The 13,270-nt window shown below is 60.7% G+C and carries 10 protein-coding genes; 5 read left to right on the top strand and 5 right to left on the bottom strand.

Annotated elements, in window-relative coordinates; genetic code table 11:
* Nucleotides 1–519 (top strand): DUF3299 domain-containing protein, encoded by a 519-nt coding sequence (locus tag ACZYSM_RS19860; RefSeq protein WP_489073724.1) that lies wholly within the window; start codon nt 1–3, stop codon nt 517–519.
* Nucleotides 520–809: 290 nt separating this feature from the next.
* The gene (locus ACZYSM_RS19855) at nt 810–1,493 is read left to right on the top strand and encodes an OmpW/AlkL family protein (protein WP_489073722.1); all 684 of its coding nucleotides are present in this window, start codon (nt 810–812) and stop codon (nt 1,491–1,493) included.
* Between the two features lie 80 nt (nt 1,494–1,573).
* Here the strand turns inward: ACZYSM_RS19855 and ACZYSM_RS19850 are convergent, their stop codons facing one another.
* Nucleotides 1,574–2,503, bottom strand: coding sequence for an NAD-dependent epimerase/dehydratase family protein (locus ACZYSM_RS19850; RefSeq protein WP_489073720.1), 930 nt, complete (start codon nt 2,501–2,503; stop codon nt 1,574–1,576).
* Nucleotides 2,496–3,380: a sugar nucleotide-binding protein gene (locus tag ACZYSM_RS19845; RefSeq protein WP_489073718.1), complete on the bottom strand. Its 885-nt coding sequence runs from the start codon at nt 3,378–3,380 to the stop codon at nt 2,496–2,498. The genes ACZYSM_RS19850 and ACZYSM_RS19845 overlap by 8 nt, the downstream gene beginning before the upstream one ends.
* A 237-nt stretch (nt 3,381–3,617) precedes the next feature.
* Between ACZYSM_RS19845 and ACZYSM_RS19840 the strand changes: the two genes are divergently transcribed.
* Together ACZYSM_RS19840 and ACZYSM_RS19835 are read left to right on the top strand one after the other, a co-directional pair.
* The gene (locus ACZYSM_RS19840) at nt 3,618–7,940 is read left to right on the top strand and encodes a DEAD/DEAH box helicase (protein WP_489073716.1); all 4,323 of its coding nucleotides are present in this window, start codon (nt 3,618–3,620) and stop codon (nt 7,938–7,940) included.
* Between the two features lie 144 nt (nt 7,941–8,084).
* The gene (locus tag ACZYSM_RS19835; protein ID WP_489073714.1) at nt 8,085–9,296 is read left to right on the top strand and encodes an MFS transporter; all 1,212 of its coding nucleotides are present in this window, start codon (nt 8,085–8,087) and stop codon (nt 9,294–9,296) included.
* A gap of 200 nt (nt 9,297–9,496) precedes the next feature.
* On the opposite strand, the gene ACZYSM_RS19830 is transcribed toward ACZYSM_RS19835, so the two are convergent.
* A complete protein-coding gene (locus tag ACZYSM_RS19830; RefSeq protein WP_489073712.1) occupies nt 9,497–10,504 on the bottom strand; it encodes a GlxA family transcriptional regulator in 1,008 nt (335 codons plus the stop codon).
* A 98-nt stretch (nt 10,505–10,602) separates the two neighbouring features.
* On the opposite strand from ACZYSM_RS19830, the gene ACZYSM_RS19825 reads away from it, so the two are divergent.
* Nucleotides 10,603–11,157, top strand: coding sequence for a cysteine hydrolase family protein (locus tag ACZYSM_RS19825; RefSeq protein WP_489073710.1), 555 nt, complete (start codon nt 10,603–10,605; stop codon nt 11,155–11,157).
* A gap of 172 nt (nt 11,158–11,329) precedes the next feature.
* Here the strand turns inward: ACZYSM_RS19825 and ACZYSM_RS19820 are convergent, their stop codons facing one another.
* Nucleotides 11,330–11,854, bottom strand: coding sequence for a single-stranded DNA-binding protein (locus ACZYSM_RS19820; protein ID WP_419116578.1), 525 nt, complete (start codon nt 11,852–11,854; stop codon nt 11,330–11,332).
* A 9-nt stretch (nt 11,855–11,863) separates the two neighbouring features.
* Complete coding sequence (locus ACZYSM_RS19815; RefSeq protein WP_489073707.1) at nt 11,864–13,261, bottom strand: MFS transporter; 1,398 nt, start codon at nt 13,259–13,261, stop codon at nt 11,864–11,866.
* Nucleotides 13,262–13,270 lie beyond the last annotated feature (9 nt).

Below are 13,270 nucleotides of genomic sequence, written 5' to 3'. Positions count from 1 at the left end.
ATGCCCCGCGCCCTGCTTGCACTGTTGTTGCTGGTTGCCATGCCATTGTGGGCCGCCGAACCGAAAGACCTGACCTGGTCGGAAATGATCCCGCCGGACGCCGCACCGGAAGTCCCGAACATGACGCCGCTGCACGATCTGTCGAAAATGAGCGACGCCCTGGCCGCCGAAGCTGCACCAGCGGCCAAGCAAGACCTGCCCAACGCGCCGGTGGTGAAGAGCCTCGACGGGCAGAAGATCCGCTTGCCGGGTTACATCGTGCCGCTGGAAGTCAGCGAAGAAGGCCGCACCACGGACTTTTTGCTGGTGCCATACTTCGGCGCCTGCATCCATGTGCCACCACCGCCGTCGAACCAGATCGTCCACGTCAAAAGCGAGGTTGGGGTGAAGCTGGATGAGCTGTATCAGCCTTACTGGATCGAAGGCGCGATGCAGGTCAAAGCGTCAACCAGCGAGCTGGCCGATGCCGGATATCAGATGGATGCCGAAAAAATCTACGTTTACGAATTGCCGGAGTGAGTCAGGTGGTTGTTCATCGCCTGCAAGATAGCCATCGCGAGCAGGTTCGCTCCCACATTTGATCTCCATTGGTTGCAGAATTTGCATCCAACACAAATCCCTGTGGGAGCGAGCCTGCTCGCGATCGACTGCGAAGCAGGCGCAAAAGGTTCCCCGCCCAAACACCCCATCATCATTTCATTGAGCTGAGTCAAATCCCCGTCATGATTCCATTGAGCTGAGTCAAAGCCTCGTCCCTGACGCTCTTTACCATTGGACACAGTCAACTTGAATCGTCCTTTGGAGCTCCCATGCACAAGTCTTTGCTTAGCGCTTCCCTGTTTGCTCTCGCGCTCGAAGCCCCACTCGCTCACGCCCACCAGGCCGGTGATTTCATCATCCGTGCCGGTGCCGCTACCACCGCGCCTAACGAAGACAGCGGCGCGCTGAAGCTCGACGGTGCGAAGATTTCCGGCACCAAAGCGACCCTGGACAGCGATACCCAACTGGGTCTGGCATTTGCCTACATGTTCACCGACCACATCGGTCTCGAACTGCTGGCTGCCACACCGTTCCAGCACCAAGTCGGCGTCAAAGGTCTTGGCCCGGCACTGGACGGCAAGCTCGCCGACATCAAGCAACTGCCTCCGACCCTGTCGCTGCAGTACTACCCGATGGAAGCTTCGTCCAGGTTCCAGCCGTATGCCGGTGTCGGTATCAACTACACCCTGTTCTTTGGTGAAGACCTGACCAGCCAGCGTAAAAACGAAGGGTTCAGCAACCTGAAACTCAAGGACTCGGTGGGTATCGCCGGGCAACTGGGCTTCGACTACATGATCACCGACCACATGCTGTTCAACGCCTCGGTCTGGTACGTCGACATCGACACCGAAGCCACCGTCGACGGCCCGACCGCACTGGGCGTCGGCCAGACCAAGGTCAATGTGGATGTCGATCCATGGGTTTACATGGTCGGTGTTGGCTACAAGTTCTGATTCAAACCTGTGGCGCGGGCATGATGTCTGTCGCATGAAAAAGGCGCCTCGAAAGGCGCCTTTGTTCATTCAATAAAACACTAGCGCCCCAACAGCCGCGCCAACGCGACGCTCATCGGTGTCTGCTCAGGGAATTTGAAGCGCTGCAGCAGCCGTTGATTATTCGCCCGTGAATGACGGATATCGCCCGAACGCGCCGGGCCATAGCTCACCGGCGGCAGCCCTCCCACGACATCACCCAAGGCTTCGAGCATCTGCTTGAGCGTGGTCGCCTGATTCAGCCCGACGTTGACCGCGCCCTCTTCGACCTGTGGCGCTTCGATGGCCTGGATCAACACGTCCACCAAGTCTTCAACGTAAACGAAGTCACGGGTTTGCTCACCGTCACCGAACACGGTGATCGGCAGGCCTTTCTGTGCCCGCTCACTGAAAATACTGATCACGCCGGAGTACGGCGACGACGGATCCTGGCGCGGACCGAAGATGTTGAAGAAGCGGAACACCACCGGCTCCAGAGCGTGCTGACGACGGTAGAAATCGAAGTAGTACTCGCTTGCCAGTTTGTCCGACGCGTAAGGCGTCAACGGCGCCTTGGGCGTATCTTCGTCGATCGACTCGCCTTCGCCATTGTTGCCGTAGACCGCCGCGCTTGAGGCGAACAGCACACGTTTGACGCCGGCCTGACGCATGGCTTCGCAGACGTTCAGCGTGCCGATGAAGTTGCTCTGGTGGGTGCGCACCGGATCATCCACCGAGGCCTGCACGGAGGCCACCGCTGCGAGATGGGCCACGGCCTGGCAACCCACCATCGCCCGCGCCACCAATGCCGCGTCGGCGACATCACCTACGATGAGTTCGACCCCAGGGTTGTCCAGCGCCAGATTACTGCGTTTGCCGGTAGACAAATCATCAAGAATCCGCACTGCGTAGCCCTTGGCGAGCAAGGCGTCGACCAAGTGCGAACCAATAAACCCGGCGCCGCCGGTGATCAAAACAGGGCCGTCAGCCATGGCGATAAAACCTATCCAGTAAGCCCGGGAGTGCAGCACGCCAGGCGCGCGGCTTGATCCCGAAAGTGTGCAGAATTTTCTTGCACGCCAGCACCGCGTGTTGCGGTTCGTCGGCGGCATCCGGGCGGGCGGCGTGAGCCTGGGCGGTCGGCGCCTCGATAGCCAGCGGATGCAACTGCCGGGCCTCGGCAAGAATCGCCTGACCCAATGCCAGCGGCGTGGTCGCCTCATGCCCGGCATAGTGGTAAGTGCCCCACAGCGGCGCCGCGCAATCGAGTTGTTTGAGTACCGAAATAATCACTCGTGCAGCGTCATCGACCGGGGTCGGATTACCGCGTCGGTCGTCGGCCATCAGCAGTTCTTCAGGTTTCTCGGCCCGGGCCAGGAAGCGCCCGAGCGTGCCGTCGGCGCTCTCATCGAGCAACCAGCCAAAGCGCAATAAAACATGCTGCGGACAGGTCGCACGCACACTCTGCTCGATCCGCCATAAAGCCTGACCACGCAGCCCTAGCGGTATCGGCTCGTCTTTTTCGCTGTAGGCGGTAGCCCGCGAGCCATCGAAGACCCGGTAGCTGGAGGGCTGCACAAGGATGATATTGTGATGTTGGCACAGCTCGGCAAGCCGCTCGATCGCTCGTTCCTGCCCGGCCAGACGCGCCTCGCCGACCGTCTCCGCCTGAAACCAGTCGAAGTAATAGGCAAGGTTGATCAAGGCATCCGGACGGGTGTCATCGAGCAGTTGCGTCAGGCTCGCGGCATCCCAGCCGTCTTGCGGCGGACGGGGGGCGAGGAAGCCGATGTCTTCCTCCGCACCGAGGCGAATCAGCGCTTGCCCAAGGGCATTTCCGCCGCCCAGTAACATAAGGCGCATTCGCATAGAGTCAGCAGGCCCAGTCTGTGTAGAACAATGGTTTTTATCGGAAAAGCCGTGGGGCCTCGCCGCTGGCATTTGCCAGGATCGTTGCATTTTGCGGGTTTCCAGCGCAACCGTCACCCGCAAAGTGTAGAACGGCCAGATCAGGGCCCGGCAATATGGCCTCTTCGCGATCTCCAACCCCATGGAGATTCTGCCGATGACTTGCAACTTAAGCCCATCGGCCGCATAAATCTCCCCATGAATCTTCCCGAATCAGCGGACAACGCCCTGATCGGCTTCCACCCTGCCGTCAGAGCCTGGTTCAACGCGACGTTCCCGTCGGTCACTGCCGCCCAGGCTCAGGCGTGGCCGTTGATCCGCCAGCGCCGCTCGACGTTGATTGCCGCACCCACTGGCTCGGGGAAAACCCTTACCGCGTTTCTCGCGGTGCTCGATGACCTGGTCCATCAAGGACTGGAGCATAACGGCAAACTGCCAGACGAGACGCTGGTGGTCTACGTCTCGCCGCTCAAGGCGCTGTCCAACGACATTCAGATCAACCTGCAAAACCCGCTCGCCGGGATTACCGAACAATTGCGCTGCATGGGTTTGCCTGAACTGCAGATCAGCACGGCGGTGCGAACCGGCGACACGACCCAAAAAGACCGCACGGCAATGCGCAAAAGCGCGCCGCATATTCTGGTAACCACCCCGGAATCCCTTTACGTGCTGCTAGGTTCGGACTCCGGCCGACGCATGCTCGCCAGCACTCGCACGGTAATTGTCGATGAAATCCACGCCATCGCCTCCAGCAAACGCGGCAGCCACCTGGCCCTGAGCCTGGAACGCCTACAGGCGCTGTGCCCGAATCCGTTGATGCGCATCGGTCTGTCCGCCACACAAAAACCCATCGCCGCGGTTTCGCGCTTTCTGGTCGGCCGTGACCGCCCTTGCGAGATCGTCGACATCGGCCACGCCCGCCCACGGGACTTAGGCATCGAAGTACCGCCGGTGCCGTTGTCAGCGGTGATGGCCAATGACGTCTGGGAACAGGTCTATGACCGGCTCGCGGTACTCGCCCGCGAGCACAAAACCACGCTGATTTTCGTCAACACCCGGCGTTTGGCAGAGCGTCTGAGCCGGCATTTAAGCGAGCGTCTGGGCAAAGAAGCGGTGGCCGCCCACCACGGCAGCCTGGCCAAAGAGTTCCGACTGGACGCCGAGCAACGGCTCAAACGTGGCGACTTGCAAGTGCTGATCGCCACCGCGTCGCTGGAGCTGGGCATCGATATCGGCGATGTCGATTTGGTCTGTCAGATCGGCTCGCCACGTTCGATTGCCGCTTTTTTGCAACGGGTCGGCCGCTCCGGACACCAGGTCGGCGGCACGCCCAAGGGGCGGTTGTTCGCCATCACCCGGGACGACCTGATCGAGTGCGCGGCCCTGCTCGACTGCGTGCGTCGCGGCGAACTCGACACCTTGCTGATCCCCACGGCGCCGCTGGACGTGCTCGCGCAACAGATCGTCGCCGAAGTCAGTTGCCAGGAATGGCAGGAGCAGCCGCTGCTGGAAATGATCCGCCGCGCCTCGCCCTATATCGCCCTCGATGAAGCGCATTATCAGGCGTTATTACAGATGCTCGCCGAGGGCTACAACGGTCGTCAGGGAGTGCGCAGCGCTTATCTGCATCGCGATGCAGTGACACGAACCCTGCGTGGTCGTCGTGGCAGCAAACTGACCGCCGTAACCAGCGGCGGGACTATCCCGGACAACGCCGATTACAGCGTGTTGCTGGAGCCACAGGGCCTGAACATCGGCAGCGTCAACGAGGACTTCGCCGTCGAAAGCATCGCTGGCGATATCTTCCAGCTGGGTAATACCTCGTACCGAATCCTGCGCATCGAAACCGGTAAAGTACGGGTCGAAGACGCCCAGGGCCAGCCGCCGACCATTCCGTTCTGGCTAGGCGAGGCCCCCGGGCGCAGCGCGGAACTGTCGTTCGCCGTGGCGCGCCTGCAAGCGCAGCTCGATGAACGCCTCAGCGCCAGCCCCGGCGACTTGCAACCAAGCCTCGACTGGTTGATCGACAGCCTGGGACTGAACATCGCCAGCGCCGAGCAACTGACGGAGTACCTGGCTCGCGCACGTTTGGCGCTGGGTGCATTGCCGTCCCAGGACACGCTCATCATGGAGCGCTTTTTCGATGAGTCCGGTGGTACCCAACTGATCATCCACACACCGTTCGGTAGCCGCATCAATCGCGCCTGGGGCCTGGCGCTGCGCAAACGTTTTTGCCGCACGTTCAATTTCGAACTGCAAGCCGCCGCCAGCGAAGACGCCATCGTTCTGTCGCTGTCCACCAGCCACAGCTTTGAACTGGACGAAGTCTGGCGCTACCTGCACAGCAACAGCGCCGAACACATCCTGATTCAAGCCGTGTTGGAGGCACCTTTGTTCGGCGTGCGCTGGCGCTGGAATGCAGGCGTCGCATTGGCCCTGCCGCGTTATTCCGGCGGGCGCAAAGTCCCACCGCAGATCCAGCGGATGAAAAGCGAAGACCTGATCGCCAGTGTGTTTCCCGATCAGATCGCTTGCCTGGAAAACCTCGCCGGTGAGCGGGAAATTCCCGAGCATCCGCTGGTGGAGCAGACCCTTGATGACTGCCTGCACGATGCCATGGACAGCGAAGGCTGGCTCGCACTGCTACGGCGTATTGAGAGCGGCGGAGTAAGGCTGATCAGCCGCGACCTGCCGGCCCCCTCGCCCTTGGCCGCCGAGATTCTTAGCGCCCGGCCATACACCTTTCTCGATGACGCGCCCCTGGAAGAACGCCGCACCCAAGCCGTGCTCAACCGCCGCTGGAGTGACCCGCAATCGACCGATGATCTGGGCGCGCTGGATACCGAGGCGATTCAGGCCGTACGCGACGAGGCGTGGCCCGCGCCCACGGGCATTGATGAAATGCACGAAGCGTTGATGAGCCTGGCGTGCATCAGCGATGCCGAGGCGCACGCTAATCCGCAATGGCTGTCCTGGTTGCAAGCCCTGGCCGACAGTGGCCGCGCCAGCCGTTTACAGCTCAATGCCAAACAGTCGTTATGGCTCGCGCTAGAGCGGCTGACGTGTCTGCGGGCGATCTATCCCGACGCCGAGTTGTACCCTGCATTGCAGGCCTTGCCGGGATTCGATGAAGCATGGGATGTCGACGAGGCACTGGTAGAAGTGATCCGCGCCCGCCTCAGTGGCTTCGGTCCTTTGCCACAGGGCGAGATCGCCGAACCGCTGGCGCTGCCGATGGCCAGCGTCACTCAAGCCTTGGCGCAGCTGGAACGTGAGGGTTACGTGCTACGCGGGCATTTCAGCCCGAACGCCACGCACGAGCAATGGTGCGAACGGCATTTGCTGGCGCGCATTCATCGCTATACGGTCAAACGCCTGCGCCGGGAAATCGAGCCAGTGGCGCTACAGGAGTTCATGCGATTCCTGTTCGACTGGCAGCATCTTTCAACGGCAACTCAGGGCCAAGGCAGCGCCGTTTTGTCAGAGATCGTCAACCAGTTCGAAGGCTATCCCGCTGCAGCCTCAGCCTGGGACAGCGATATTTTGCCGGCACGGCTCAAGGACTACTCAGCCAGTTGGCTGGATGACCTGTGCCGCAGTGGCAAAGTGGTCTGGACCCGTTTGACCGCGCGCAACAAGCCGGCGAGTACGGCACTGCGCAGCACGCCAATTGTGTTGTTGCCGCGCAGCCAGGTTGCACTCTGGAGCGGTCTGACCGAGCAGACCGACAGCAGCGAGTTGTCGCCAAAAACCCAGAAAGTCCACCAGGCCCTGACACAGCACGGTGCGTTGTTCTTCGACGAACTGCTGCACGAAGCTCATCTACTGCGCAGCGAACTCGAAACCGCGTTGCAGGAACTGGTAGGCGCAGGATTGGTGAATGCCGACAGTTTCGCCGGGCTGCGCGCGTTGATCACCCCGGCCAGCAAACGCCAGGCCCGCAGCGGTCGTCGTGGGCGTGGCGCCTTTTTCGGCGGGCTGGACGATGCCGGGCGCTGGGCCTTGCTGCGACGCGCCGCGCCAGCAGCGGTGAATGAAATTACTCGCTCCGGGCAAACCCCGACGGCGACTTTGGAGCATGTCGCGATGACCTTGCTTCGGCGTTATGGCGTGGTGTTCTGGCGCTTGCTTGAGCGTGAGGCTGATTGGTTGCCGAGCTGGCGCGAACTGCTGCGTACCTTCCATCGGCTGGAGGCCCGAGGCGAGATTCGCGGCGGGCGGTTTGTCAGTGGCTTGGCGGGCGAGCAGTTCGCGTTACCGGAGGCGATTCCCCTATTGAGGGAAGTCCGTCGACGCCCCCATGACGGCAGCCTGATGGGTGTCTGCGGCGTCGACCCGTTGAACCTGGCAGGGACGCTGCTGCCGGGTAACAAAGTCCCGGCGCTGGCCAGTAATCGATTGGTATACCGCGACGGCTTGCCCGCCGCTGCCGAAATCGCCGGCAAACAGCATTTCTGGCTGGAGCTGGATCAGCAAGCGAGTGCCGAGGTGCGCAGCAAACTGATTCAACACCGCTCTTGAGTAAGCGATCGTTCCCACGCGTGGGAACGATCAAGGCCGGATCTTTGACGTTGAGTCAAATATCTTATGCCGATACCGCTATTTTTCCACACGAGTCAAACACCGACACTGCGCTCCTGATTTAAACCCACCGGAGTTGCAGCCATGCCCATTGCCTTGCTCGCGCTGACCCTAAGCGCATTTGCCATCGGGACGACCGAGTTCGTCATCGTTGGCCTGTTACCCACTATCGGCGCCGACCTTGGGGTCAGCCTGCCGTCCGCCGGTCTCTTGGTCAGCCTTTACGCCCTGGGCGTGGCCATTGGCGCGCCGGTACTCACCGCGTTGACTGGCAAAGTGCCGCGCAAACTCTTGCTGTTGTCGTTGATGGTGCTGTTCACCCTTGGCAACCTGCTGGCCTGGAAAGCACCGAGCTACGAATCGCTGATCATTGCGCGAATCGTCACCGGGCTCGCCCACGGGGTGTTCTTCTCCATCGGCTCGACCATTGCCACCAGCCTGGTGCCCAAGGAAAAAGCCGCCAGCGCGATTGCGATCATGTTTACCGGCCTGACCGTAGCCTTGGTCACTGGCGTGCCGCTGGGCACCTTTATCGGCCAGCACTTCGGTTGGCGCGAAACCTTCCTCGCCGTCTCGGCCTTGGGTGTGATCGCCTTTATCGGCAGCCTGATCTATGTGCCGAAAAACATCGCTCACAGCAAACCGGCTTCGTTGCTACAGCAACTACAAGTTCTGAAACAACCACGCCTGCTGCTGGTGTATGCCATGACTGCGGTCGGTTACGGCGGCTCGTTCATCGCTTTCACCTTCCTTGCGCCGATTCTTCAGGACATCTCCGGTTTCAGCGCCGGCACAGTCAGCCTGGTGTTGTTGGTCTACGGTATCTCAGTGGCCGTCGGTAACATCTGGGGCGGCAAACTGGCCGACAAACGCGGCCCGATCAGCGCCCTGAAAATCATCTTTGCCCTGCTCGCTGCGGTGCTCTTTGTGTTGACCTTCACCGCCGGGAATCCTTGGCTGGCACTGGCCACCGTGCTGGTCTGGGGCGCGGTCGCCTTCGGTAACGTACCGGGCCTGCAAGTGTATGTAGTGCGCCAGGCCGAACATCACACCCCGAATGCGGTGGACGTGGCTTCCGGTCTGAACATCGCGGCCTTCAACCTCGGCATCGCCGGCGGCGCGTGGGGTGGTGGTCTGATCGTCACTCACATGGGCCTGATCCACACGACGTGGATAGGTGGCTTGGTGGTGCTGGTCGCCCTGGCATTGACCGCCTGGAGTGGTCGCCTCGATCGCCTGGGGCCGGTGTATGCAGAACCTGCTGAAGGTTCGGCACGGGTGGTTGCAAGTCATTGATCGGCGGTTTTCAAACCAACGCAGCCTTCGGGCTGCGTTTTTGTATGCAAGCGACCTAGCGTTACGTAGCAGCTGGTGGAGCCTGCGTTCGGCTGCGCAGCAGTCGTGAAATCAGGCTACGTGGTCCTTCAGTTAAACCGTGAACTTAGTGTTTACGACTGCTATGCAGCCGAACGCAGGCTCCGCCAGCTGCTACTGTTTCAGCGTTGCTGCTCGCGCGCTACCGCAACAGACGCCGTCACCCCAAACCGTATCCGGTAATCGCTCGGCGCCAGACCAGTGATTTTTTTGAACATGGCGCGAAAAGCGCTGGGGTCCGAGTAGCCGACGGTCCAGGCTATATGGTCAATGGTACCGTTGGTGAATTCGAGCATTTCTCGGGCCTTGCCGACCCGCAGATGCTGACAATACTCGGTGGGTTTCAGCCCGGTCGCCGTGCGAAAGCGTCGCAGGAAGGTACGTTCTTCCAGCCCCGCCTGCTGGGCCATCGCCGTCAGCGAGACCTCCACCGCACCGTTACCTTGCAGCCAATGCTGGACCTTGAGGATCGCCGGGTCGCCATGGCCGAGTATCGGCGAAAAGTTACTGCCGCACTGGCTCGCACTGTCGCTGTGCTCGATCACCAGAAACCGCGCAGTGCTGGCCGCAATGCTCGGCCCGAGCAGACGGTCCACCAGACGCAACCCCAACTCGGACCAGGCCATCAGCCCGGCGGTGGTAATCAGGTCACCGTCGTCGACGATGGGTTTATCGGCGTTGAGTTTGACCGCTGGGTAACGCTCGGCGAATTGTTTCGCCGACGTCCAGTGAGCGGTGGCGCTGCGACCATCCAGCAAACCGCTTTCCGCCATCAGAATAGAACCCACGCACACCCCGCCGAGGGTCGCACCGCTGGCGTGTTGCTGGCGAATCCAGTGGGTCAACGCTGACGGGGCCTGACCGGCAGAAAACCCGGCGATCGAAGGCGGGATCAGCACCGCCATCAACGCCTGGTCGGGTCCCGGGTGACTGTCGAAGACCCGCACCGGCGCTTCATCAGCATCTGCGCGCCAGTGGCTGACCCGTAGCACTGGCCGTTGCGTCGCCTGATGTTCGGCAGCGATGCGGTTTGCCACACCAAACAGATCGGTCAAGCCATGTACCGCCGCCATCTGCGCACCGGGATAGATCAGCACGCCCAATTCGGCGACTGTACTTTCTACGCCCATTGTCAGTTTTCCCCCTTCTATTGTCGGTGCGGCCAATCCTCGAACGGCCTGCTAAACCCAATACTTCATTCCACACAAACACATCCGAGGAAATACCCATGGCCAAGCAAGCCCTCATCGTAGTCGATATCCAGAACGACTACTTCCCCCACGGCAAATGGCCGCTGGTGGGCGTCGAAGCCGCCGCCGACAAAGCCGCACGGCTGATTCAGGCATTTCGCGATGCCGGTGACGCGGTGGTGCACATCCGCCATGAATTCACCTCCGACGCGGCACCATTCTTCACCCCCGGCTCTGAAGGCGCGCACCTGCACCCTAAAGTCATCAACCGCGCCGACGAACCGGTGGTGCTCAAGCACTTCGTCAACTCGTTCCGCGAAACCGAACTACAGTCAATCCTCGACCAGCAGGGCATCGAGAACCTGGTGATCGTCGGCAACATGAGCCACATGTGCGTCGACGGCATCACTCGAGCCGCGGCCGACCTTGGCTACTCCGTCACGGTGATCCACGACGCCTGTGCCTCTCGTGACCTTGAGTTCAACGGCCTTACGGTTCCGGCCGCCCATGTGCATGCAGCCTTCATGTCGGCATTGGGCTTTGCCTACGCAACCGTGGTATCCACCGACGAATTCCTGGCTGCCAGCCGCTAGCCACACAGGCCACTAGGCCCCCGGCGCACCTCATGGCCTGACCGATACCCACAAAGAAAAGGTCAACGCTGACCTGCTGGCGTTTGCCAAAAGCGGATCAAAGCCCCAGAAACCAAAAGGCCCGTAGCGTTTGAGCGCTACGGGCCTTTTGTTTGCCGTTAGAGAAAGCTTTCTAAAACGGAATATCGTCATCAAAGCTGTCGAAATCCGGAGCCGGTTGCGGTGCGGCCTGTTGTGGCGCTGGACGCGACTCACGTTGTGGCTGCTGCGATGGCTGAGATTGCTGCGGACGCGACTGCTGAGGACGCGGTGCCGAGTTGGACATGCCGCCCTGGCCTTGTTGGTCGCCCTGTGGACGGCCGCCCAGCAGTTGCATGGTGCCTTGCATGTCGACCACGATTTCAGTGGTGTAACGCTTGATACCGTCTTTTTCCCACTCGCGGGTTTGCAGTTTGCCTTCGATGTAAACCTGCGAACCTTTACGCAGGTACTCGCCAGCAATTTCTGCAACCTTGCCGAACATCGACACACGGTGCCATTCGGTTTTCTCGACCTTCTGACCGGTTTGCTTGTCGGTCCACTGTTCGCTGGTCGCCAGACTCAGGTTGGTCACGGCGTTACCGTTAGGCAAGTAGCGAACTTCGGGATCCTGGCCGCAAGTGCCGACCAATATGACTTTGTTAACCCCACGGGCCATAACGTTCTCCTAGGCTTCGCACGCTGTCGGGGCCGGGTTGTTGACCAGGCTCTCGAGGGTCGTGCGATCCAATAGTTCGGTGTCCAATTTGATGTAAATGGCCGCTTCATCAGCAACCACCACTGCATCTGTTACCCCAACGACGGTCAGCAGGCGCTCGACCAGACCAGCTTCGCGGATCGCTTCAGGCGATAACGGCAAGCGCAGGCTCGTCACATAGGGAGGTTCGCGCATGGTAACAGCAAAGGCCAACCAAAGTGCAGCCAGCCCCGCGCATCCAAGGAACACAACCGACAAACCGCCATGTTGGTACAGCCAGCCGCCCATGATCCCGCCCAGTGCCGAACCGAGGAACTGACTGGTGGAGTAAACCCCCATCGCCGTGCCCTTGCCGCCCGCCGGTGAAACCTTGCTGATCAGCGACGGCAGTGAGGCTTCCAACAGATTGAATGCGGTGAAGAACACCACCGTACCAATCACCAGGGCCCGCAAGCTATCGCCGAACTGCCAGAAGAATAGCTCAGTGAGCATCAGCGTACTGACTGCACCGAGTAAAACTCGTTTCATTTTGCGTTTCTTCTCGCCATAGATAATGAACGGGATCATGGCGAAGAACGAAATCAACAGGGCTGTCAGATAGACCCACCAATGCTGCTCTCTAGGCAACCCGGCTTTTTCTACCAGGGCCAGAGGCAAAGCGACGAAGCTGGACATCAGCATCGCGTGCAAAACGAAGATACCCAGGTCCAGGCGCAACAGGTCCGGATGCTTGAGCGTCGGCAAAAGAGCCTGACGCGCTACGCCGGATTCGCGGTGCTGCAACGGTCCGGTGGAACGCGGCACCATGAACATCACAATTACGATGCCGAACAGCGCCATGCCGCCGGTGGCCAGGAACAGCCCTGACAAACCGAACGCGCGAGTCAGCAGCGGCCCGACGACCATGGCGACCGCAAACGACAGGCCAATGGTCATGCCAATCATGGCCATGGCTTTGGTGCGGTGCTGTTCGCGGGTCAGGTCTGACAACAAGGCCATGACCGCGGCAGAAATCGCCCCGGCGCCTTGCAGGATTCGTCCGGCGATCACGCCCCAGATCGAGTCAGCATTGGCCGCCAGCACACTGCCGAGGGCAAACACGATCAGCCCCAGATAAATCACTGGACGCCGCCCAATACGGTCGGAAATGAATCCGAACGGGATCTGGAAGATTGCCTGGGTCAAGCCGTAAGCGCCTATCGCCAGCCCGATGAGGGCCGGGGTCGCTCCTGCGAGATCCATTCCATAGGTCGCCAGGACCGGCAACACCATAAACATGCCAAGCATACGGAAGGCGAACACCAGGGCCAGACCGCTTGCTGCGCGGGTCTCGCTGCCACTCATGCGTTCGCTGTGGGGATCGTGCATGGATAAACC

It is taken from the genome of Pseudomonas sp. F220 (assembly GCF_057813935.1).
This window is presented reverse-complemented; position numbering and strand designations above follow the sequence as displayed.